We start from the raw sequence: 24805 nt of genomic DNA, 5'->3' as shown, positions 1-24805 counted from the left end.
TAAAACTTCTATTTTTGCAAAAAATATAATTGCTCATGAACGAATTTCTCGACAAAGTCTATTACGGCAACACCATTTACCATTGGGGCATTTCGGTGGGAATATTATTAGCCTTTATTTTACTGGCTAAAATTGCGTATTGGATTATCGGAAAAGCATTGCGTGGTTTAACGTCCAGAACAAAAACAAAACTGGATGATTTAATCATTGATAAAGTTGAGCAACCGGCCATCATGGCCATTATTCTATCCGGATTTTTAATTGCTTTCAACCGACTTGTTTTCCCGGAAAACACAACCAATTTTATTCATAACTCTACCTATCTGGCTGGTGCTATAAACATCACCTGGATGTTCGTGCGCATTATCGATGCATTAATGGAGGAATATTTAACCCCCTATGCGCAACGAAGCGATAATAAACTCGACGATCAACTCATTCCCATTTTACGACGCGGAATACGGGTTTCACTTTGGATTCTCGGAATAATTGTAGGTCTCAACAATGCAGGATTCGACGTTGCCGCTTTAATCGCCGGACTAGGAATTGGAGGTTTGGCTGTAGCTCTTGCCGCGCAGGACACCGTAAAAAACATCTTCGGAGGAATGATGATTTTTATGGACAAACCTTTCCGCATTGGCGATCGTGTGGTGATTGATGGAATGGATGGAGTGGTTGAAGACATCGGATTACGAAGTACACGCATTCGACAGTTAGATGGCCGATTGATTACAATGCCGAACGGACATTTTTCGGAGAGTCCCGTATTAAACGTCACCAAAGAACCGCAACGGAGAGTCAATATTAAACTCGGTTTGGTTTACAATACCAGCGACGAAAAATTGGAAAAAGCATTGGAGATTTTGAGAGGAATAACCAAAGATCATCCGCTTATCGACGATAGCAAAACAGTCGCCTTTTTCGAATCCTTTGGCGAATTCAGTTTGAATCTTTCTTTGTTTTATTTTATTGAACCGGAACAGGACAATATGAAAATTCAGGGCGAGATCAATCAATCCATTTTAACTGCATTTCGTAAGGAAGGAATTGAATTTGCGTATCCAACGCAAGTGGTGTTTAAGAAAGAAATTAATTAAACGGAATCGTATAATTAAATTTTTCCTTCAGCTGAGTAGGCGTCATTTTAAGCACACGTACGTTCATGGCAATGGGAATTTCGGGTTTATCCTGAGGAACTTTTTTTACGGCAGCGATTTTATCTACCACTTCCATTCCTGAAATAACTTCACCAAAAATGGTGTATTGCTTATCGAGCCAGGGTGTTCCTCCTATTTCCTTGTAAACTTTCACTTGTTCCGGAGTAAAATGAAAACTGCTATCCTTTAATCCTTTTTGCACGCGTTTTTCCTGAATGCGTAAAGTGGAATCATTGAATTTTCTTCCCTGCACTATATAAAATTGCGATCCCGCCGATTTGCGAAGCGGATTAACATCATCGCCATTTCGCGCTGCCGCAATTACACCCCGACGATGGAAAATTTTAGCGTTGTTCATTAATATTTCCGCGTCCAGTTCATAACCGGGACCACCCTCGCCTACCGAATCTTTTTTCTCCGGCATTTTCGAATAGGGATCACCACCCTGAATCATAAAATTCTCGATGACACGATGAAAAAGTGTTCCGTCGAAAAATTTCTTTTTGGCCAGCTTTAAAAAATTAGACCGGTGCAAGGGCGTTTCTTTATAGAGCCAGATATAAATATCACCATGCGAGGTTTCAATCTTAACGATCTCTTCTGCTTTTTCTTTCGGTGTGGTAGTTACAAAGGAATATAACAAGCCTGCACATAGCAACACCAAAAAATACCAACGAAACAACTTCATCTTAGTTTACAAAAAACGTGTGCTTCTTCCTTTGCCGGTTCCAATTCCTGCGCGGTACATCAGCATTAATTCCATTCCGCCATTTCCATTGGTGGCCACCGATAAATCAGAAAGATTTAAATCGTAGCTCATTGCCAGCGTAAATCCGGTCCAGTTAAACTGCAATGTCCCCCACAGTGCATCGCCCACGCGGTAATAGGCACCCATGCCTACCGACATTTCATTTACAAATCCCGTAAAATGCGATTGCTCCTGAATAATGTATTTCACATCGGTGCCCACATTAATAATGCGGTTTCCGCCTTGCATTTTAACAAGGAAATTCGGTAGAATAATCATATTGGTATTCTTCAATCCGATTTCCATTCCTCCGTGAAAAATATATTTACGAAGTAATTTATCGGTTGATCCCAAAAAACTAATATTCGGCTGCGTTAAATGCGATCCAGATGCGCCTAAATAATAGGCATTGTGATCATCTTTTCTGTAAATCCAATACAGACCGGCACCCATATCGAACGATAAAAATTTGGAAGAAGTGCTTGCTTCCCCACTATTTAATGCAGTATTAAATCCATTGCCCGTAAACTGCGTTCCATAATACAAATCGGAAGTATTAATGCTTTTCTGAAACAAACCGGGTTGTACACCGAGCGATAAATACATGTCCTTCGATAATTCAATGGCATAGGCCAGATTTAAACCGTAGGATTGTGTGGTGAGTTTACTTGCTCCTGCTTTATCATTGTAAAACGTTAACCCTGCTCCCAAAAATCCGGAAGATCCGTCGTACACTTTTGCATCTACCGAACTGCTGATGGTGGTAAATGGTTCCGAAATCGATTTCCATTGATTGCGGTAATTGACCATCGCACGTATATCGCCGTTAAACACGCCGGTTGTTCCGGGATTAATTAATCCGGATGCGGAATAAAACTGACTGAAATGAATATCCTGTTGCGCATGTAATGTCGACATGCCCAAAACAGCTCCTAAAGTGATATATAATTTTCGCATGATTTCTGTTTTTAACGTACAACCGTTACATTTCCTTTAATGGTTCCGCTGGCACCGGATATCAATGTGTATTCTAAATAATAAGCAAACACACCTCCGTTTAGTTTTTTACCATCGAGTGTTCCATCCCAGCCTCTCGACTGATCCGTTGTTTCAAACACTTTTTGTCCGTATCGATTGTAAACAATGAAATTCATTTTTACGATGCCTTGTCCCATTACAAAAAGTTCATCATTGATCTGATCACCATTCGGTGAAAAGGCATTCGGTACGCCGATTCCTTCAATGATGTTCACCGTAACCACCACGGTATCCGTAGCCGAACATCCATTTTCCGAATAGGTCACAATATAAGCCGTAGTTCCCAATGGCGTTGCATCTGTAGTTGCTGTACCGGGAGATGTTAATCCGCTTGTGGGACTCCATGCATAATTTCCACTTCCGGATCCTACTGCAGTTAGCGTAACGGTTGATCCTAAATCAATAGTTGTATCTGCACTTGCTGTTACAGTTGGAGCCGTACCTACGGTAATGGTAGTGGAAATGGTATCTGCTCCAAATCCATTGGCGGCAATTAATTGTATCGTGTAAGTTCCGGGAGTAGAATAGCAAATTACACCCGGATTTTGTGAGGTGGAAGTGGAAGGTGTTCCTCCGTTAAAAATCCATCCATACGTACTGGCGCTTGTACTCGTGTTGTTAATGGTAATACAATCGCCTTCACAGAGTGATGTGGCCGAAGGAGTAAATGATGCAACGGGATTACTACACGTAGTAACTGTGATGTAATTCGTTTGCGTAATGGAGTTGGTTCCATTGGCATTTCCTACGGTTAATGTCACCGTATAGGTGCCTGCAGTGGCATAAGTAACAGTGGGATTTTGAGAAGTGGATGTACCCGGCGTTCCTCCTGTAAAGGTCCAGTTCCATGTAGTAGGTGCTCCTGTAGATAAATCCGTAAAGTTCACCGCATCGCCTGCACAAATGGTGGTGCTGTTCGCGCTGAATGCTGCTACCGGAGGAGTGGTGCAGGTGTTAACGGTGATGAATGAAACTTGTGTATCCGTATCACTTCCGTTGGCATTGGTAACGGTTAAAGAAACATCATAGGTTCCTGCAGTGGGATAACAAATATTACTTGGCGAATCCAATGTAGAACTTGCAGTAGAAGCGCCGCTGAATGTCCAGCTGGTTGCCGTAAAGGGTGCTCCGGTACTGGTATTCGTAAAATTAATGCAATCGCCTTCGCATATACTCACCGAGCTGGCTGTAAAAGATGCCACCGGTGGTGATGTTGGATTGGAAGTTAATTTAATATCATCTACAGCAAAACTTGGATCCGTTGCCACTCCGTCTCCGTCATTTTTCCAAACGAAACCAATTTTTACATTCGGATTATTATTGGCCGACGCAGGAAGACTAACCGAATAGGCGGTCCATTTACCCTGACCCGAACATCCGGCGTTGTTTGATTTAGCTATTTGATCTGCCATCACCCAGGTGACACCATCGAAATACCAGAACGATCCATCGTCATCCAGATTTTCTCCGGTTTCCATATACACAAACGTGCAAACGATGTTGGTTTGACCCACACAGGAAATGGTGGGCGACTCCGCGCGTATATTGGTAATTTCATTCGGACTCGAATCATCATAAGCCGCTCCGCAATCGCCGGTTGGACAAAAAATAAATGCTGCAGTAGAAGTTGAAACATTCCCCACATGCAATGATTGATCGTTCCCGCAACCCGATCCGCATTGACCGGCCGCATTTCCGTTTTCCTGGCAGCTGATAAAAAATTTGTTGGCATCCGTTCCATTCGCGCCCACATTCGTCACCGTCCATCCCACCAGCGAAGGATCACATCCCGAACCCGCAGCACAAACAGTCCCGTCAAATTCTTCCTGATAAAACACCTGAGAAAATCCTTTTGAGCCGAAAAGAAGCATCAAAAGTGGCAAGAGTAGTCTTTTCATCATAGCAATAAGTTAATGGCTTAAATTAACGAAAAATGGCTTCATTTTTCATTTTTATCTCCACTCTAATATTTTCCTCTTGTTTTTTAACGGATTTCGGGATTTTATGTATTTTTGCAGCCTCTTATTCGGCACATCTTTCGAATAAGTCCCTGATGCCCAAGTGGTGAAATTGGTAGACACGCCATCTTGAGGGGGTGGTGCACTACGTGCATGCTGGTTCGAGTCCAGTCTTGGGCACAAAAAAGTGGCTTTTTGCCACTTTTTTTTTGTCCAAGACCGGGCGAGAAGTTTATCCCGAAGGAGCAAAGCGGATTTCGGGAAGTCCGGGATTAAAACCGATGAGCTTTAATAACTCTTATTAATTATAATCTGTTTTTATTATCAAATGCTTCAGAATTTAAAAGTTCGTGCTATTTAACTATAGAAAATAGACATGTATCGAATTGCTAAATTTTACATTAAAATTCTTGTCTCGAAACCATCATTTTAGTAATTTGAAAAAAATCAGAAAATTATGAAAAGACTTTCCTTTACGATTTTTCTTTGTTTTAGCACAATTTTAGTTGGTGCTCAACAACAGTCCCCTGCAATTTGTATTCCGCCCTACTATGTGGATTTAATAAGCCCGCTAGGACAAACAGGTAACTTAAGGACTCTCCCGCAAAATAACTGTATTAGTTGCTATCAGGGAGCGCAGGCTAACTATTCAAGCAATATGGTGCTGGATTACGAGGGGAACATAAAATTCTTTATTGTTGATGGTGAAATTTTCGATCGTGAGGGGAACTCAATAGGCTCGTGCTTAAGAGGTCACTCTGAAACCGTGATTATTCCAAGATCAGAATCATTTGATTGTAATAGTTATTATGTTATTTCCAGTGAGGTACCTGATAATGGTATAACCTTGAGAACTGATTTAGCTTAATTGAACCATTGGGCGGTTCTACAACTGCAATGACTTATACGTCCTTAGGGTCTATTAACATTCCAATTGCTAATAAATGTAAATCGATGCATGTAGCGGTTTCAAAACCACTTCCAAATTTAGATAGATATATCTATATCATGGCAGGCGATGATATTCATAAACTAGTACTCCAAGGTGTTAATTTAACTGAAGTTCCATTTCAAATTCCAAACATCCCTTTAAGTGTAGACAATAACTATCATCGTTCAGAAATGGAAATCATTTCACTTTTAGGGGGTGGTTACCGTTTAGCCATATCAAAATTATCTCCAGATAATACCCTTGGAACCACTGGTTCACTAATTGTTGCTGATTTAGATGCCAATGGAGATTTAATTCCTGGCTCAAATGCAACTTATAGTTTAGGACAGGTAATACCATATGGAATTGAATTGTCGCCAAATGGAAAATATCTTTATTATACATTTGAAAATTTAAATACAGGTGCAGGTGGAATTAATTATTTTGATCTTACCACAGGTGTACTTAATGCGCTGCCAGGTGCAATTCAAGCTCAGGATTTTTCCCATTCTCAAATAGAACTATTTTATCCTGGAAAAAAAATGTATTTAGCAGCTAATAACCGTTTTGGATACTTAAGCGATGCTAACGACCCCTATAGTGGATTTATCGAGCCTGATCTAAACATTCCAATCAACTCATTAAATTTAGCGCAGGGTGGCGCACCTCTCAATTCGACCATAAATTATGGGATTTATTTAATGAATGATCAGGTTGACGGAGGATATTATTTTACAGATATTGAGTCACCACCATCATGTTGCAGTGAAAATATTTCTTATGATAAATTCTCTTATTCCGCATCTGTTTCGGCAACATGGACTAATGGAAACAACCCTTTTTCAAATAAAAACGGCATTATTTTTATTCGCGACGAATTAAGAATTCCCACAGGAAAAAGCATAATTATTTCCGGAATGAATTTTCATTTTGGAATAAATGGCAAAATTATCATTGAGAAAGGCGCTAAACTTACTATCAACAATAGCACCTTAACAAGTGTGGGTTGTCATGGAGTTATGTGGAATGGTATAGAAATCCAGGGGACTCCAGGTATTGCTCACTCCACAGCTGCTGTTAATTCAAATTACGGTGTGGTAGTTTTGAATAATTCAGAAATCAGTAATGCACATTATGGAATATCGACCACTCTTCGCGACATAAATAATAACTTTATTGTTCCCCATAGTGGGGGTATGGTTGTTGCAACGAATTCACATTTTTTAAATAACTATATTGATGTCGATTTTGCTCCATTAATTGCATTTTCCGGTATATTTCCATTTACCATTAGCCTTCAAAGTAATAAATCTGTTTTTACTGACTGTTTGTTTGAAACAACGTTTGCCGAATTGAAAGATAATTTAAAACCATATCCGCTTTACCATATTGGAATGGTACAAGTTGCTGGTGTTAGATTTTATCGGAATACGTTTATCAATCAGGTAAATCAACAAGCTAACCAAACCGATCGCGGTACGGGAATTTATAGTGTTGATAGTAAATTTTACGCAACCTGGAAATGTAATTCCAATCCTCCAATTGGCGTACCTTGCCCGGAATCAGATCGTCAGGGAAATTTGTTCGAAAATCTGGCTTATGGTATTGATGCAAGTTCTGCAATGCCGCTAATGAATCCTGTGATAGAGTATAATGATTTTATAGATAATGCAAGAGGAATCCGTATGGTAGGTATAGTAGGAGGCTCAATTGCGAAAAATAATTTTGAAATTGGGACGGATGTGCCCGATCCTTCAGGAATGTTTACGACCTATGGTATTCATACAACAAACTGTACGGGTTATTTTATCGAGGACAATTATCTCACAACGCATAATAACGGGAAGCTGGGAATAGTTACTGTTAATTCAGGTCAAAACAATAATCAAATTCGTAATAATACGTTTAATAATCTGGATTACTCTGCATCAGCTTCAAGGATAAATTGGGGAGATAATATCAATGGCACTTATGTTGGTGTTCAATATCTATGTAATGATTTTAATAACTCACACCAAGTAGATGTACAGGTGACCAGCGGGGGAATTCACACAGGGCAAGGAAGTTGTTTGGCCCCTTCTGCACCTCAAAACCTGAGGAATATGGCTCCCGCCAACAATACCTTTTCTCCGGTGGTTCCACCTTTGTTGCATTTTACTCTCGATGCAACACATGTGTTTCACCAAACAACCTATGTATTTCCGGCCACAAATAGTACGCCTGGCATTATTGAACCTGCGAATGTGTCTATCTTTCCATATTTTGAATCGCCTTGTGGAACTGCAAACTATACAGATAAACAATCGGTATGTCCGGACCTGTATGCGACAACTACCCCAAATGGAGTTTTGATAACGCGTATGTCCACACTTAAAGGGGAAATAGATGCTTTACTTCAACTTATTGATGCGGGAAATACACAGGGATTATTAGCTGCAATTAATAGTAATATGGCACCCGGACAATTGAAAAATTTGTTGATGGGCGCTTCACCGTATCTGAGCGATGAAGTTTTATTGGCTTTAATTCAAAAAACGCCATCCCTTCCTCCTGGTATTTTAAAAGACATATTATTGGCGAATGCTCCGTTTAGTCCTGAAGTATTTGATGCGATTCAAACGTTAACACTCCCAAAAGGTATTCGTAGTCAAATTACAGCTGCGCAAAAAGGTACGTCTGCAAGAGATGAATTATTTGCAGATATTTCATCGCGTATGTTTGAAAAGGACATGGATTTTGATGAGTTGTTCCGCCGTTATCAAAACGATACAATTTATTCAAATCCACTAGACAGTCTTGAAACTTTGCTATTGACAGATCCTACAATAGAACATGAATTGACACGTGTAAGTGTTAAAATAATGAAGGGTGATTTCTCCGGTGCAACTGCACTTATTACGAACATTCGTTCGATCACTACTGATTATGAGAATTACCTGAAGTTATTAGAATCTCTTATGACTATTTATCAATGTCAGGACAAAGCATTTCGTCTTAATTGGGATCTTACTTTGAAACAACAAATGATTGATATTGCCACCGCTGATGATAACAAAGTTGAGTGTAAGAACGCCGGTTCTATTCTTGAATTATTAAAAATATTTAGTCAACCAGAATTGTTTGAATATGTAAACCCATCTAATGCCCGTTCAATGGTGTTTTTGTCTCCCGATACAGAACAGGAAAAATCGCTTACCATCTGGCCCAATCCTGCTGATGATATTCTTAATATTCAATTACCTGTTGTTGAAGCTCAATTTGATATCAGAGTATATGATGCTACAGGTAGAATTATTCTTAGTACATCCAATAGTAACGCAGATTATGCAAAGCTTAACATGAATGAATTACCAAGTGGAGTCTACCTTTTGATTATTTCAACACGTAACGGTAAACAATATTTCAATAAGCTGATTAAAAACTAATGCGAAAATTAATCGTGTTCATATCATTGATGTGTTGTGCTGCTCAAGTGGTAGCACAACACATTTATTTTAAAGGAAGGTATGAATACCAGCACAATGATCTTGCACTTAATTATGGCAATTTATTGTTGCCGGATGGTTATTTATTGTACGGCTCAATAAAAACACCCATGATCAATGAATATAGCGCTGCATTTTTGAAGATTGATCCGTTTGGTAATAAAATCGATTCTTTGATTATTAATGAACCTAATAAATTAATTGAATGTAAATCAGTGTTTGCCTTACAGAATGGATTTATTGCAGTTTGTCATAAAGGAACCAACGGTGGTGGCAACCGATACGATCCATACATCATTCGATTAAATGCAAATCTTGATACCTTATGGACAAAGACCATCGTATTTGGAAGTGATACATTGCCATTTGTCTCGGGGGCAATGATGACACGTGATAGTAATATAGTTGTGTATGGGGATGTGCTTGATAGTATCCCCACAAGTGGGGGAATAATGATATTGAAAATTGATACCCTTGGAAATCTGATGAAATTTAAATCCTTTATTTTTCAAAATGAGTATCAAGGTTGTTCAAGTGTCGATCAAACATTAGATGGAGGATTTATTATTGGAGCAGGATCAACATATTATCATCCACTTGGCCTTGGATATTATAAACAACTTGCCATAAAAACTGATAGTTTGTTTAATGAACAATGGAATTACATTTTTGGAAGGAATGATGCAAATGATGGTGGATTTCTTGTTAAGGCAATGAAAGATTCCACAATAATTATTTATTCGACCACTCCAACACAGGCTGGGGTTTCTCCTCCAAAAGATTGGTATTTCAGAAAGGTTACATATAGCAATCAATTAATCTGGCAGAATCAACATGGCCCAGCAGATACAGATGCTTGGGGATTTGGTTTAACCGAAGTTGGTGATTCAACATTTTACTTATTCAGGCAAACAACCAATAATCCAAAACCCATTATCTCCCGATACGATGCTTCCAATGGTAATCTGCTTTGGTCGCGCGAAAGTCGTGTAGGTTGGGGGGCGCATATTGGCGCGAGCTTAAATTTTGTTCCTGCGGATAGCGGATTTATTATTTCCGGGTTTTATCAATTGTATATGGGAGGTATTTATCCTGCTGATACCGGTTCGCAGGACATTTTTGTAATTAAAACCAATTGCGAAGGTTTTGCAGATCCGCCATTAGCCGACTTTATTCCATTTAGTTTTCCCGGATTTGAAGTAGTGTTAGACAACAACACGATGTATTATACCAGTATGCAAATTAATTGGGGCGATGGTGAAGTTGAATATTTTGGAATTCACTCTGATACGTTAATTTCACATTATTACCAAACACAGGGAACCTACACAGTTACTTTGATTGCCAATGCATGTGGTGATTCGGACACTACCTCGATGAGTGTAGTAGCAAGCACGCTCGGATTGGATGAAAATGATAAGTTAAAAATTAAAATCTGGCCCAATCCTGCTGATGATATTCTTAATATTCAATTACCTGTTGTTGAAGCTCAATTTGATATCAGAGTGTATGATGCTACAGGTAGAATTATTCTTAGTACATCCAATAGTAACGCAGATTACGCAAAGCTTAACATAAATGAATTACCAAGTGGAGTCTACCTTTTGATTATTTCAACACGTAACGGTAAACAATATTTCAATAAGCTGATTAAAAACTAATGCGAAAATTAATCGTTTTCATATCATTGATGTGTTGTGCTGCTCAAGTGGTAGCACAACACATTTATTTTAAAGGAAGGTATGAATACCAGCACAATGATCTTGCACTTAATTATGGCAATTTATTGTTGCCGGATGGTTATTTATTGTACGGCTCAATAAAAACACCCATGATCAATGAATATAGCGCTGCATTTTTGAAGATTGATCCGTTTGGTAATAAAATCGATTCTTTGATTATTAATGAACCTAATAAATTAATTGAATGTAAATCAGTGTTTGCCTTACAGAATGGATTTATTGCAGTTTGTCATAAAGGATCCAACGGTGGTGGCAACCGATACGATCCTTATATCATTCGATTAAATGCAAATCTTGATACCTTATGGACAAAGACCATCGTATTTGGAAGTGATACATTACCGTTTGTTTCGGGAGCGATAATGTGTAGAGATAGTAACCTTGTCATATTTGGCCTTGTTCTTGACAGTGTTCCAACAAGCGGAGGGATAATGATACTCAAAATTGACACACTGGGAAACCTCTTGAATTTTAAGTCTTTCGTTTTCCCCAATGAATACCAAGGATGCGCCAGTGTCGATCAAACTTATGATGGTGGATTTGTTATTGCAGGGAGTTCATCTTACTATCATCCGTTAGGTCCCGGATATTATAAAGATATTGTGATTAAAACAGATAGTTTATTCAACCAGCAATGGATATATCCTTTTGGAAGAAATGATGCTGATAATGGTAGCTGTGTCGCAAAGGCTATGAGCGACTCTACAATAATGATCTATACTCCCATACCCATTCAGGCGGGCGTGAACCCTATGCGAGAGTGGTATTTTAGAAAAGTTACTTATACAAATCAATTAATATGGGAAAATCAGCATGGGCCGGCTGAAGATATAGCATGGCCACGAAACCTTGTAGAAGTTGATGATAGCACTTTCTACGTGTGTAGGCAGTTTTCTAATAATCCTAAAGTGGTTTTATCAAAATACGATGGCAATAGTGGCAATCTTCTCTGGTCACGCGAAAGTCGTGTAGGTTGCGGAGCTCATATCGGAGGTTCTTTAAATTATGTTCCTGATGATAGCGGTTTTATTATTACAGGTTTTTATCAATTGTATGGCGGAGGACTTTGTCCACCCGACACAGGTAGCCAGGACATCTTTGTAATTAAAACCAATTGCGAAGGTTTTGCGGATCCGCCATTAGCCGACTTTATTCCATTTAGTTTTCCCGGATTTGAAGTAGTGTTAGATAACAACACGATGTATTATACCAGTATGCAGATTAATTGGGGCGATGGTGATGTTGAATATTTTGGAATTCACTCTGATACGTTAATTTCACATTATTACCAAACACAGGGAACCTACACAGTTACCATGATTGCCAAAGCATGTGGTGATTCGGACACTACCTCGATGAGTGTAGTAGCAAGCACGCTCGGATTGGATGAAAATGATAAGTTAAAAATTAAAATCTGGCCCAATCCAACCGACAATGAGGTAAGCATTCAATTCAATGAATTACTCAATGAAGTAAATCTTGAGCTTTTTGATGTAACGGGAAGAAATTGCTTAACAAAGCAATTCTTAACTTCCAAAACAATTCATCTGGAATTATCCGGTTTAAATCCGGGCATTTACCTATTAAGAATTACGGATCAGAATGGTATAGTTTTTACAAAAAAAATAATTTTAAAATAAATAAACCTATTATTATTCAGCGCTTGAGAATTTTTGTCAGGAAGCATATCCTAATACTGTAGATTAAAAAATTTCAATTTTACAGGGAAAATACTGTTTGTGGACTTCTTCAGGTAAACGATTCTAAGCAATTTGTAAGTTCAGAACCAAATTGGATTGATTTTCTATTCTCATAGAAGTTAATTGGATAAGCAAAATAATCAATTTTTCTGATTCCGAAATGTGATTACAAAACGCTTAAAAAGCAAATAATATATTTTCATTGTTTTTAACCACTCTTTCTCAATCAATTTTAGCCTATTTTAGCAAAAAAAACATGCTCTCTCACCTCAAAATTGTTGAACTCGCTTCTGTATTGGCCGGACCATCCGTAGGTATGTTTTTTGCCGAACTGGGAGCAAAAGTGATCAAGATTGAAAACAAAAAAACCGGTGGAGATGTAACTCGTTCCTGGAAATTACCCCATGAAGAAAGCGATAAAACTGTTTCCGCCTATTTTTCTTCGGTGAATTATGGCAAGGAATATATGCAGGTAGATTTACAGAATGAACATGATCTTAAACGCATTCATGAATTAATTGCAGGTTCAGATATGGTCATTGCCAATTTTAAAGCGGGCGATGCCGAAAAATACCAACTCGATTACGAATCCTTAAAAAAAATAAATCCTGCACTCATTTACGGATCCATCACCGGATTCGGTGAAAACGATGCTCGTCCTGCCTTCGATGTAGTACTGCAAGCCGAGAGCGGATTTATGTCGATGAACGGAACACCGGATAGTGGTCCGCTAAAAATGCCGGTTGCTTTAATTGATGTCCTCGCAGCCCATCAGTTAAAAGAAGCGTTATTACTGGCCTTACTTAAGCGTGAAAAATCGGGCGAAGGAAGTTCGGTGTCGGTTTCATTGTACGCGGCCGCTGTGAGTTCACTGATTAATCAGGCCACCAATTATCTGATGGGGAATCATATTCCGCAACGTCAGGGTTCTTTGCATCCGAACATTGCGCCTTATGGAGAAACCTTTATTACGGCCGATAAAAAATTCATTGTGCTGGCCATTGGCAGTGATGCACAGTTTAAAAAACTCTGCGATGTATTGGGCGATCCGTCCATCGCCATGAAGAAAATGTACAAAAGCAATACGGCCCGCGTAGAAAACCGCAAGCGTTTGTATTCCGATTTATCTCCCTTATTTTTTCAATATCACCGCAGTGATCTTATGAAATGGTTCATCGAACAACAAATTCCTGCCGGTGCTGTGAATAGCATCGATGAAGTTTTTGCTCAATCTGCCGCTCAATCTTTATTGCTTCGTGAAACTATCGATGGCGTAGAAACTTGCCGTGTGAGTTCGCTGGCCTTCGATCCAAAACGCGTTTTATGATTCGCATTATTCAACCTTCTACCGTGCACGAAATGGAGCAGTATTACGATTTGCGCTGGAAAACGCTGCGTGAACCATGGGGACAAGTCCGCGGAACGGAAAAAGACAATATGGAGGATAGTTCCATTCACTTCATGGCTCTGGAAGGTGAAATACCTTTGGGTGTTTGCCGACTCCAATTCAACGACGAATCGATCGCTCAGGTACGCTTTATGGGTGTTTCTGCTTTAGCAAGAGAAAAAGGTGTTGGAAGAAAATTGCTGGAGGAGGCTGAAAAAACAGCTGCTGCACAGGGTAGAAAAAAAATGATTTTGCAAGCGCGCGATTATGCTGTTCCCTTTTATGAAAAATGCAATTACCGCATAGTAGAAAAAACATTTTTATTGTGGGATTCCATTCAGCATTACCTCATGGAAAAAGAATTAAACTGAAGCAAGGGGTCTGCCCTGCTCTTTTAATTTTTTTAATTCATCGATAAAAAGATCATTGAGAAATCGTCGCAATTTATCCGCTTCTTCATCGCTGAGTTGTATACCTATTTTTACTTCCTTATTCTGATATTCGAATCGCAATCGCTCGCCGCCGATTACCCAAAACGAATTGGACATTACGGCACCGAAACTGGTCGGTTTAATTTCCACCAATCCGAAATTGCGGATATTGTCAACATAAAAATCATACGCTTTCCCCATGCTGCGCAGCGATCGTTTATAGGTCATTTTTCCATCTTCGAGCTTAATTAGTTCAACTCCTTTTCTCCGCCACATCCATACATATCCGATGCGGTATTCATAATAGGCCCAAAAAGAAATCATCACGATGAGTGAAATGATAAATTCCTGGGTTTTGGCAAAGAATAATTGCGAGATGAAAACGAGTCCGCAAAAGGTCCACGCAAAAAACCAGAAGCTGAGCAGTAACTGCTTTTTTTCCTCCAGTCGTGGCGATATCACCAGGGTGATGAAATCGGGGTGTTTTTTATAACTGATTCGTTCGGAGATGTTTTTTACGTCGCTCATGGTCCAAAAATACCTATTTCGGTTTATTTTTTCACGAGATTAACAGTCTGTTATGAATATTCCTTCCTTCCGGGCTTCTGGATTTCAATCTCAGGCATTATATTTGTATAGCATCAATCAAACCTTAATAAACAGAGAGACATGAAAAGACTGACGATTCTCCTCGCTTTGTTCCTGTACACCGGGGCAACCTATTTAAAAGCGCAGGAATACCAGGATCTGGCTTTGTTGTGGGTGGATCAGAAATACGATCGCCTGGCAGAAAAAGCTGTGAAGTATACCGAAAAGGACAAAACCAAGAACGATCCGCTTCCTTACCTGTACCTGGCGAAGGCCCTGTACCGTATTTCGCTGGATGAAAAATTGAAATCGAAAGAAGAATTTAAGAAAGCAGAAAGCGATGCATTGAGTTATGCGGTGAAATACAAAAAGAAAGACCGCAACGGAACCTATAAAGCGGATGCCGACCAGTTTTTTGCTGAAATGAAAACCACTTATTTCGAGCAAATTGAAAACTACTACGAGCAAAACGATTATAAAAAAGCGCTGGGTATTATTAAGAAGGTGGTTCAGTTCGACGATCAAAATCCAGGTGCCTGGTTAATGAAATCGATCTGCGAATTCGAAATGAAAAACAAAACGGAAGCCGTTAAAAATGCACAGATGGGAATTGATTTCGTAAAGAAAATTGCGAATTTCAACGACATGGCCGAATGCGATCAGAATTTCATGCGTTATGCGCTGATGGCATATGCCAACTATCAGGTTAAAACCAAAGATGTTGCAGGTGCAAAAAACACCATCAATCTGGGCTATCAGTATTATTCAAAAACAAAAGATGATGCCGGTGATCCGATTAAGGAAAACGAAGATTATGTTGCGCTTTACAACAAATTAATCAACGGTTGATTCACTAATTCATCAATGGCAGTATACACCGTTTTTAGTTCTTCATCCGAAAAACAATAAGGCGGCAATACATAAATCACATTCCCAAGGGGCCTCATCAGGAGGCCCTTTTTTATGAAGTAATAGTAGATTTTATCGCGCAGTGAATGAAAATATCCGCTTTGATCGCCGGTTTCCAATTCAATCGACAAAATCGTTCCGCAAACTTTAACTGATCGTACAGCCACTTTACCGGTTATCTGAAGAGCGAATTGCTGATGTGCTGTTGCTATTCGTTGTATGTTTTTAAAACAGGAAGGATCTTCAAATAAATCCAACGATGCACAAGCCGCTGCGCAGGCAATGGGATTGGCGGTGTAGGAATGACCATGATACAGGGCCTTCATTTTATCGTCGGAATAAAATGCATCAAAAATCTGTTGCGTGCAAGCCGTAATTCCCATAGGTAAAAATCCACCGGTCAACCCTTTCGAAATACACATCATATCCGGTTTTACCGCGAGTTGTTGCGAGGCGAACAAGGTGCCTGTCCTTCCAAATCCGGTAAACACTTCATCTGCAATCAGCAATATATTTTTTTCCCGACAACGCGCTAAAATTTCATTTAATCCCGCAGCATCGTAAATCACCATTCCTGCACTTCCCTGCACCAATGGTTCGTATATAAAAGCAGCGTATTCGTGCTGCTCTAAATAATTTTCGAGTCGTTGCAATGCGGTGTCATCTCCCACCTGAGGAAGCGGCAAAAAATCGACCTCAAAAAACATGTCCTCAAACGGCGTGTTAAAGGTGGATCTTCCTCCTACCGACATCGCTCCAAAGGTATCGCCATGATAGGCGTTTTCGAAAGCGAGAATCCGGGTTTTCTTTTTTCCATGATTCGAAAAAAACTGAACCGCCATTTTTAATGCCACTTCTACAGAGGTAGAACCATTATCGGAAAAAAAGATTTTGGCCATCGCTCCCGGTAATTGAGGCACTAGTCGCGATGCCAATTCAGTAGCTGGGGCATGCGTGAATCCTGCAAAAATAACATGCTCCAATTCCGCGGCTTGTCGACCAATACGTGCCGCAATATGTGGGTGGGCGTGACCATGAACATTTACCCACCAGGAGGAAATGCAATCGAGCAATTCACTTCCATCCTCCAGATAAATGCGCGATCCGGCGGCGCGTTTTACAGGGAGAATTTCAGCTTGAATTTTCATCTGGGTAAAAGGATGCCAGATGTATTTACGATCCAATTCTACATTGTTCATGCTTCAAAAATAGGAGAAAAAAAAGAGGGCATCAATAACGACGCCCTCTGCATTTTAAGTAGAAACTTTTATTTAATCACAGTATAACCCGGATATTTAGCTTTGTCGAATTTAAAATCGGCATCGTTCACATTTACATTCGGTGTAAGTTTCACCAATTTATAGGTGAGTACATCGCCTTCTTTTCCTTTTACGGTTACAGAGTTTACATCGTGGGTGGCTTTATTAATTTTAATAATCACAGTGTGAAATTTACTCTTGGCAGGAGATACCGGAAATAAATGGATTTCTACCAGTGTAGCACCATTTACCGTTTCTTCTTTCACCCATTTGTATTTAAAATCCTTTTCCCAAATGCTGAACATTTTGGTGGGATTCATCAACTCATCATCATCATCTTCGGCAGGATTTTCATACACTTCTTTTTCCTTCACCAGGATGGTCCATACCGTTTTCCCGTCGCTGATAATTTTTTGCTCTCCGGTTTCAATGATGTATTTATTTCCTTTAATGGTAGCCTTACCACTTTGATTTTCACTGCCTCCGTCCTTGGTTTTTAAGTTCGAACTAAACTCCACACTAAAGGAAGTATAGCCTTTCACTTTTTTGCTCACTTCATCCAGTTCTGCCTTGGCTTTAGGGTCTTTATCCTGAGCAAAGGATTGAAAACCAATTAATAAAAGAGCTGCGGCAATAATACTTGTTTTCATGTTGTTAATCTTTGTTCTTTAAGCCATTCAAAAACTGTTCCAAAACCTGCATGTCCTTAATGATCACCTCCCGGGCTTTGGATCCTTTGAAGGGACCAATGATTCCGGCGGCTTCTAACTGGTCGATAATTCGTCCGGCGCGATTATAACCGAGTTTCATTTTGCGTTGCAACAACGAAGCGGAACCTTGTTGGGTGCTCACTACAATCCGTGCTGCATCATCAAACAAATCATCGCGGTCACCGTCGGCATCCACACCGCCCAGTTCATCCGAATTTTCATCGACATATTCAGGTAAAATAAAAGCACTCGGATAAGCGCGTTGTCCGCCGATGTATTCACATATTTTTTCAACCTCCGGTGTATCTACAAATCCACATTGAATGCGGATTAAATCATTTCCGGTGCTGAATAACATATCACCGCGTCCAATCAATTGCTCTGCACCTCCGGCATCGAGAATGGTTCTGGAATCGATTTTAGAGGTGACACGGAATGCTATTCGGGCAGGGAAATTGGCTTTGATGGTTCCGGTAATGATGTTAACGGAAGGACGCTGCGTGGCTACGATTAAGTGAATACCAATGGCACGTGCTAACTGTGCTAAACGGGCAATGGGCGTTTCAATTTCTTTACCGGCGGTCATGATTAAATCCGCAAACTCATCCACCACCAATACAATGTAGGGAAGGAATTTGTGACCATGCTCCGGATTTAGCCTGCGCTGAATAAATTTCGCGTTGTATTCTTTAATGTTTCTTACACCGGCATCTTTCAGTAATTCATAACGTGCATCCATTTCTATACACAATGAATTCACCGTATGTACCACTTTTTTATTTTCCGTAATAATGGCATCATCAGAATCAGGAAGCTTGGCTAGAAAATGACGTTCAATTTTATTATAAAGTGTCAGCTCTACTTTTTTAGGATCCACCAATACAAACTTAACTTGCGAAGGATGTTTCTTATAGAGAATAGAAACGAGAATGGCGTTGAGTCCAACCGATTTTCCTTGTCCCGTAGCACCCGCCATTAACAAGTGCGGCATTTTGGTGAGGTCGGTAACAAAGGTTTCGTTCGATATGGTTTTTCCCAAAACAACCGGTAATTCCATATCGGAATTCTGGAATTTTTCGGAAGCTACCACACTGCGCATCGAAACAACTTCTGCTTTGGAGTTGGGGACTTCAATACCAATGGTTCCCTTACCCGGAATCGGAGCGATAATACGAATACCCAATGCCGATAAACTCAGGGCGATATCATCTTCCAGGTTTTTGATTTTTGAAATACGCACACCGGGTGCAGGAATGATTTCGTAGAGGGTAACGGTAGGACCAACCGTTGCTTTAATTTTTGCAATCTCGATGTTGTAATTTTTCAGGGTATCGAGAATTCTGTTTTTATTTTCTTCCAGCTCTTCCTTGTTAATGGTAATTCCACCACCACCGTAACTTTCCATTAAATCAAGTCCCGGAAGTTTATAGGAAGATAATTCCAGCGTAGGATCATATTCTCCAAATTCCATCAATCGTTTTTCCACTTCATCCTCGCCCAACTCTCCTTCACCGGCATCCGGAATTTCAATCAGAAAATCTTCTTCACCATTCGGTGATGTTCTTATCTCTTCAGCGATTTCTATCGATAATTCTTCATCCTGAACATCTTCCCTTTCCTGCTCCAGAATTTGTTTTTCGGTTTCAACTTCTTCAATTAAAACTTCATCTACCATCGAAACAGGAATCTCAGTTTCCTTTTCCAGTAAATCGATGCTTTCACTTTTTTCTTCGGCAATGATTTCCTCTTCACGAATCGGATTGTAAACATTTATTTTTCCCGATTCATCCAATGGTGGTTCCTCCTCCAGTTCATCTCCCGATTTTTTACGGAATGCAAAAACCGGATTAAAATAAACCACCAGTACAATAAAATATGAAAAGCCTAAGAGTAATAAAGTTCCGATTTTTCCTAAACTGCCAATCATCCATTCATTGAGATGATAACCGAAAGCTCCTCCCAGAAAAATCCAGTCACCACTGTGCAATAAAAATCCAAGTGTTGCAGAAATCAATAACAATCCCAATACCGACAACTTCAGCATTTTTTTAATGGGAAGAAGTGTGATATCGGTAATAGCTTTAAATCCGAAAACAAAAAAGTTCAGAATAAAAATAAAAGATGCAATACCAAACCAGCGGTGAATAAACAAATGAGAAATTAAAGCACCCAGCTTACCCAACCAGTTCTCTACCTGAATTTCATTGGAACGAAAAATAAAATTAAACCAGTTTACACCATCCACTTTATCCTGATCGGCTTTCCAAGTGAGGACATAAGACGTAAATGCAATGAGTGAATACAAGGAGAACAACAACAATAATCCACCAACGATTTTCTTAAAGCGTTCATCCTGCAAAAAGGTAAAACGCTCCGATAAACTTTTGCGCGGAATCGATTCCTCTTTTTTATTCTCCTTTTTCTCTTTTTCCTTACGGTTTTTTTTCTCCGGTTTCGGCTGATCAGCAGGAGCATCTGCAGGTTGTTGTATGAATTTATTCTGTTTGGCCATTATGCAATAATCCTCGATACAAGGTAGGACTATCTACCCCTTGCACAGAAGAGAAATAAAGGCATTATTGAACAGTACGATGTTAATCGAGATGCAGAGGGAATTATTTACCTCCTCCAAGCGCATTCATTTCACTGATGGGCTTCACTTCATAACCGGCAGGAACCTTGAAATATTCGGAAGAAACTTTTTCTTCTTTTACCGAGGTAACGGTCAACTGAATCACCATTCCGCCACGTTCAATATGGTATTCCATTGGAAAACCTTCGAGATAATCGAAATTTTTATTCAGTCCGGATGGAAGATCTTTGGTATACCAAACCACTTGTGGATCTTTACCCGGATAAGTTATTTCTGCTTTATTGCATTTTTTACCGGCAATATCCTTGGTCTCCTCCAGCAATTTAACCTCCGGTTTTGCATTTGCGGAAGTGTCTTTCATATCGTCGGGACCACCCTTATACGCCACCTTGCTACCCATCATATCGAGCAGAATATACATCTCCTGTTTCTTCTTATCGAACAAGGTAATGGTTGTTCCCATTGCGCTGTTCTGTTCAATTCGACTATGATCATCTTTTAAATACATCGTCATTTCCTTCGGAAGCATGGAAGAATACTGTTCCAGTTCCGGCGGAAGATCTTCGTAGGTCATGGAATAGGTAATTTTACCTTGAAAAGGAGCGCTCTTCTTCTTTTCCTTACCGGGTACAAATGCGAAAAATGTCACCAGGGTGACCGCAAAGGCAATGCGTACTAATTTCATGTGGACTTATTTTATCGATTAATCTACGATAGTAGAAAACATCTCTTCAATTTCACGTTCAAGATCATTCACGGGAACCTGCTTGTAGTTAGACGGAATCTCTAACATTTTATCTTCTACAGGAGCCGGATCAAATTTCTTTGCCGTAAAGCGCATACGAATTCCGTATTGCTCTACCTCATACACCAACAATACGCCGGTAATTTCATTGTAAGGCAAACACCAGTTCGGATCTTTAATTCCAATTTGTTCGGTGTACATCAGTGTTGCTTCGGGTTGACCCATCTCTTCGAAAATGGCCACACTTTTTCTGCACAAAAATCCAACGATGGAATCGCCTTCACTAGTGTGCATATACATTGGTTTAGCAAATTTTTCCTCGAGACGTTTGTTTACGGCCGATTGGTCCATTACCGAATATTTTCTGCGCTGACCAAGCTGAAAAAGAGTAGTAAGTGTTTTGGAATCGCAGTCCACCAAAAATGCAGAAGAAAAAGCTTTTCCCTTTTTTACTTCCATTTTGTATTTGTTCCCCTTAAAACGCATTGTCGCTTTATCGGGTAACATCGCGCTTAAAAATCCTGTTTTATTGAAGTAAGGGTAGGTAACTTCAAACTCAATCGTTCCTTCGTTAACTTTCGAATTACCGCAACAACTAAGTATAGATACTACACCCAAATAGGCAATAAGCCTGAATACGAAATTATTTCTGGAGAAATCCATCAATGCCAATTTTCAGGCAACAAATATATCAGAATTTCAGACAAACAATAGTCCCGGGGACTTAGTAACCGAGGATTTTCAACATCGATTTAGCACTTTGCTCTTTTGCAAAGAGTTTGGTGGTGATTTCACCATTCTCGTCGCGGTCAATTAAAACGTGCTTCGGCGAGGGAATCAGACAGTGTTTGATACCTCCATATCCACTCAATGATTCCTGATATGCACCGGTGTGAAAGAAACCGATATATAAAGGTTCATCTTTGTCCAAACGCGGCAAAAACACCTGATTATCATGCGCTTCCGAGTTGTAATAGTCCTGACTGTCGCAGGAGAGTCCGCCAAGGTTTACCCTAACATATTCCTGATCCCAGTTATTGATAGCCAACAAGATAAAGCGTTGATTGATTCCCCAGGTATCCGGAAGGGTGGTGATAAAGGAATTATCCACCATATACCAAACCTCGCGGTCGTTTTGTTGTTTTTGGCTCATTACCGAATAGATATTGGCTCCGCTTTCACCAACGGTGTATGAACCGAATTCGGTAAAAATATTAGGTTCGGGAACCCCCTTTTGTGTGCAAAACTTTTTAATCTGCTGCACGATTTGTTCGATCATGTATTCATAATCGTACTCAAACCCGAGGGAATTACGGATGGGAAGTCCTCCACCAATGTTAAGGGTATCGAGGGTTGGACAAATCTGCTTGAGGCGATAATACACATTCAGGCACTTTGCAAGTTCCGACCAATAATAGATATTGTCCTTAATTCCCGTATTAATAAAGAAGTGCAGCATTTTTAATTCCAGATTCGGATGTTTTTTAATCTGGTTATTATAAAAATCGATGATATCGATATAACGAATACCCAAGCGCGATGTATAAAAATCGAACGTAGGCTCTTCTTCAGAGGCGATCCGGATTCCGATTTTCACTTTTTTATTGATTTGCGCCTGATAAACGAGCAATTCTTCTTTGTTATCGAGAACAGGAATTAAATTTTCAAATCCTTCATTCACCAATTCAACAATTTGCTCGGTGTATAATTCACGTTTATATCCATTGCAAATGATAAAATGGTCTTTGGTAATAAAACCACGTTCTATCAGATCTTTTACGATGTACATATCATAAGCCGAAGAGGTTTCGAGATGTGCATCATTCTTTAAAACTTCTTCCAGCACGAATGAGAAATGAGAGCTTTTAGTGCAATAACAATATGTATATTTGCCCCGGTAATCGACCTTGGCCATGGCCACGTTGAACATCTTCTTCGCCTTCTGGATCTGTTCACCGATCTTAGGCAAATAAGTGATCTTAAGCGGTGTACCATACTGCTTTACAACATCCATGAGAGGTATTTCATTGAAATACAACTCATTATCATTAACAGTGAAGCTTTCCGTAGGGAAATCAAAAGTCTGTTTGATAAGGTCAAGGTACTGATTTTCCATCTTTTACGATTTAACTCAATTAGATCGGTAATAATTATACAAAGTAAGTCACTCGGATTTAACCGGGGATGCAAAAGTAAATAAATTACTATTATGAAAACGTTAAGCATCATTGAAATTAAGAGTGAGATCGGGGCAGGTACCCGGGGAGCCAGTCTTGGACCCGATGCGATTAAAGTTGCGGCTCTGAATATGGGCGACGATCTCTTTGAAAAGAACCGTCCACAGTTCGTTTTAACGGAAAACCATTTGTTGCATACACCTGTAACTACCCCAAAGGGGAAGCGTATTGCGGGACTCGTTCGCATGTATGAGCGGGTTTCGAAGGTGGTTTCTTCGGAGCTCGAAAAGGATAAATTCCTGTTAATTCTGGCGGGAGATCACTCTACTGCCGGTGGAACGATTGCGGGAATTAAGAAATGTTATCCGGAAAAACGTCTCGGGGTAATCTGGATAGATGCCCATGCCGATTTACATTCCCCTTATTCTACCCCATCCGGAAACCTGCACGGGATGCCGCTTGCCACCGCATTGGCTTATGATAATCTGGAAGATCAGATCAATGACATTAAGGATGAAACACGCTTAGGTTGGGAAAAGCTGAAGAATGTGGCGGGGATTAGTCCCAAAATCCAACCTAAGGATTTGTTGTTTATTGGTGTAAGAGATACCGAACCTGCAGAGGATCACAGCATGGAAAGGAACTCCATCCGCAATTTTAAAGTGGAGGAATTACGCAAAAAAGGAACCCAACAAATAATCGCTGAATGTCTAGATATACTAAAGGACTGCGATTTGATTTATGTATCGCTGGATGTCGACAGCATGGATCCGGAAATTTCCAGGGGTACCGGAACACCGGTTCCCGGAGGATTAACCATAGAAGAAGCGCATGAACTCGCCACGGGATTTGTTGCCTCACCAAAGGTGAATTGTTTTGAAATTGTGGAAGTAAATCCATGTCTCGACGATAAAATCAATAAAATGGCTGAAGTCGCATTCAGCATTGTTAAATCGGTAGTAAACATTGCAAAGGACAAAAACTGAAATGAAACCTGAAATCCAATTAAGTGAAACAATCATTCAACTGCTCAATCAAATTCAAGCCGGATTAGGAAGTGCAGAACAGGTTCAATTACAAAAAACAAAAAAAGAATTCGAAGGTGATTTTACATTGGTCACATTCGGATTTGCAAAACAATTGCGACAAAGCCCGGAAGATTTCGGAAAGATGCTTGGTGAAAAATTAATGGCTGAATCGAATAGTGTTAGTGGATACAATGTTGTAAAAGGCTTTTTAAATATTTC

General features: G+C 39.8%; 19 protein-coding genes and 1 tRNA gene. 10 read left to right on the top strand and 10 right to left on the bottom strand.

Features of this window, described 5'->3' with window-relative positions; all coding sequences use genetic code 11:
* The first annotated feature begins 35 nt into the window (after positions 1–35).
* Positions 36–1097 carry a mechanosensitive ion channel family protein gene (locus tag K1X56_01600; GenBank protein ID MBX7093384.1) on the top strand — a complete coding sequence of 354 codons (1062 nt, stop codon included), beginning with the start codon at positions 36–38 and terminating at the stop codon, positions 1095–1097.
* Here K1X56_01600 and K1X56_01595 read toward each other — a convergent pair.
* From K1X56_01595 to K1X56_01585, 3 genes are read right to left on the bottom strand one after another with little or no spacing between them, the layout of a single operon-like run.
* A complete protein-coding gene (locus K1X56_01595; protein MBX7093383.1) occupies positions 1090–1845 on the bottom strand; it encodes a peptidylprolyl isomerase in 756 nt (251 codons plus the stop codon). The two genes, K1X56_01600 and K1X56_01595, sit on opposite strands and share 8 nt — an antisense overlap.
* A 6-nt stretch (positions 1846–1851) precedes the next feature.
* Positions 1852–2862 (bottom strand): PorP/SprF family type IX secretion system membrane protein, encoded by a 1011-nt coding sequence (locus tag K1X56_01590; protein ID MBX7093382.1) that lies wholly within the window; start codon positions 2860–2862, stop codon positions 1852–1854.
* 11 nt (positions 2863–2873) lie between these two features.
* Complete coding sequence (locus tag K1X56_01585) at positions 2874–4844, bottom strand: PKD domain-containing protein (GenBank protein MBX7093381.1); 1971 nt, start codon at positions 4842–4844, stop codon at positions 2874–2876.
* A gap of 154 nt (positions 4845–4998) precedes the next feature.
* Here K1X56_01585 and K1X56_01580 point away from each other — a divergent pair.
* The 7 genes from K1X56_01580 to K1X56_01550 all read left to right on the top strand — a co-directional run bounded on the left by K1X56_01580 (position 4999) and on the right by K1X56_01550 (position 14517).
* Positions 4999–5081, top strand: a tRNA-Leu gene (locus K1X56_01580).
* Positions 5082–5358: 277 nt separating this feature from the next.
* Positions 5359–5769 (top strand): hypothetical protein, encoded by a 411-nt coding sequence (locus K1X56_01575; protein MBX7093380.1) that lies wholly within the window; start codon positions 5359–5361, stop codon positions 5767–5769.
* A gap of 140 nt (positions 5770–5909) precedes the next feature.
* Positions 5910–9257: a T9SS type A sorting domain-containing protein gene (locus K1X56_01570; GenBank protein MBX7093379.1), complete on the top strand. Its 3348-nt coding sequence runs from the start codon at positions 5910–5912 to the stop codon at positions 9255–9257.
* On the top strand, positions 9257–10978 hold the full coding sequence (locus K1X56_01565; GenBank protein MBX7093378.1) for a T9SS type A sorting domain-containing protein: 1722 nt from the start codon (positions 9257–9259) through the stop codon (positions 10976–10978). Before K1X56_01570 ends, K1X56_01565 begins: the two co-directional genes overlap by 1 nt.
* Positions 10978–12699, top strand: coding sequence for a T9SS type A sorting domain-containing protein (locus K1X56_01560; GenBank protein ID MBX7093377.1), 1722 nt, complete (start codon positions 10978–10980; stop codon positions 12697–12699). The genes K1X56_01565 and K1X56_01560 overlap by 1 nt, the downstream gene beginning before the upstream one ends.
* 316 nt (positions 12700–13015) lie before the next feature.
* A complete protein-coding gene (locus K1X56_01555; GenBank protein MBX7093376.1) occupies positions 13016–14086 on the top strand; it encodes a CoA transferase in 1071 nt (356 codons plus the stop codon).
* Positions 14083–14517, top strand: a complete 435-nt coding sequence (locus K1X56_01550; GenBank protein MBX7093375.1) for a GNAT family N-acetyltransferase — start codon at positions 14083–14085, stop codon at positions 14515–14517. The genes K1X56_01555 and K1X56_01550 overlap by 4 nt, the downstream gene beginning before the upstream one ends.
* Here K1X56_01550 and K1X56_01545 read toward each other — a convergent pair.
* Positions 14509–15105, bottom strand: coding sequence for a hypothetical protein (locus K1X56_01545; protein MBX7093374.1), 597 nt, complete (start codon positions 15103–15105; stop codon positions 14509–14511). The two genes, K1X56_01550 and K1X56_01545, sit on opposite strands and share 9 nt — an antisense overlap.
* Positions 15106–15246: 141 nt before the next feature.
* On the opposite strand from K1X56_01545, the gene K1X56_01540 reads away from it, so the two are divergent.
* Positions 15247–16014: a hypothetical protein gene (locus K1X56_01540; GenBank protein MBX7093373.1), complete on the top strand. Its 768-nt coding sequence runs from the start codon at positions 15247–15249 to the stop codon at positions 16012–16014.
* Here K1X56_01540 and bioA read toward each other — a convergent pair.
* From bioA to K1X56_01510, 6 genes are all read right to left on the bottom strand, one after another.
* A complete protein-coding gene (gene bioA, locus K1X56_01535) occupies positions 15990–17273 on the bottom strand; it encodes an adenosylmethionine--8-amino-7-oxononanoate transaminase (GenBank protein ID MBX7093372.1) in 1284 nt (427 codons plus the stop codon). The genes K1X56_01540 and bioA overlap by 25 nt on opposite strands.
* A 68-nt stretch (positions 17274–17341) precedes the next feature.
* Positions 17342–17983 carry an outer membrane lipoprotein carrier protein LolA gene (locus K1X56_01530; protein ID MBX7093371.1) on the bottom strand — a complete coding sequence of 214 codons (642 nt, stop codon included), beginning with the start codon at positions 17981–17983 and terminating at the stop codon, positions 17342–17344.
* A 4-nt stretch (positions 17984–17987) separates the two neighbouring features.
* Positions 17988–20555 (bottom strand): DNA translocase FtsK, encoded by a 2568-nt coding sequence (locus tag K1X56_01525; protein MBX7093370.1) that lies wholly within the window; start codon positions 20553–20555, stop codon positions 17988–17990.
* 103 nt (positions 20556–20658) lie between these two features.
* Positions 20659–21321, bottom strand: coding sequence for a DUF4412 domain-containing protein (locus K1X56_01520; protein MBX7093369.1), 663 nt, complete (start codon positions 21319–21321; stop codon positions 20659–20661).
* Between the two features lie 18 nt (positions 21322–21339).
* The gene (locus K1X56_01515; GenBank protein MBX7093368.1) at positions 21340–22044 is read right to left on the bottom strand and encodes a hypothetical protein; all 705 of its coding nucleotides are present in this window, start codon (positions 22042–22044) and stop codon (positions 21340–21342) included.
* A gap of 61 nt (positions 22045–22105) precedes the next feature.
* A complete protein-coding gene (locus K1X56_01510) occupies positions 22106–23497 on the bottom strand; it encodes an arginine decarboxylase (GenBank protein MBX7093367.1) in 1392 nt (463 codons plus the stop codon).
* A 93-nt stretch (positions 23498–23590) separates the two neighbouring features.
* On the opposite strand from K1X56_01510, the gene rocF reads away from it, so the two are divergent.
* Positions 23591–24544 (top strand): arginase, encoded by a 954-nt coding sequence (gene rocF / locus K1X56_01505; protein MBX7093366.1) that lies wholly within the window; start codon positions 23591–23593, stop codon positions 24542–24544.
* Positions 24545–24805 lie beyond the last annotated feature (261 nt).

This window comes from Flavobacteriales bacterium (genome assembly GCA_019694795.1).
Taxonomy (GTDB): Bacteria; Bacteroidota; Bacteroidia; order Flavobacteriales_D; family UBA2798; genus UBA2798.
This window is presented reverse-complemented; position numbering and strand designations above follow the sequence as displayed.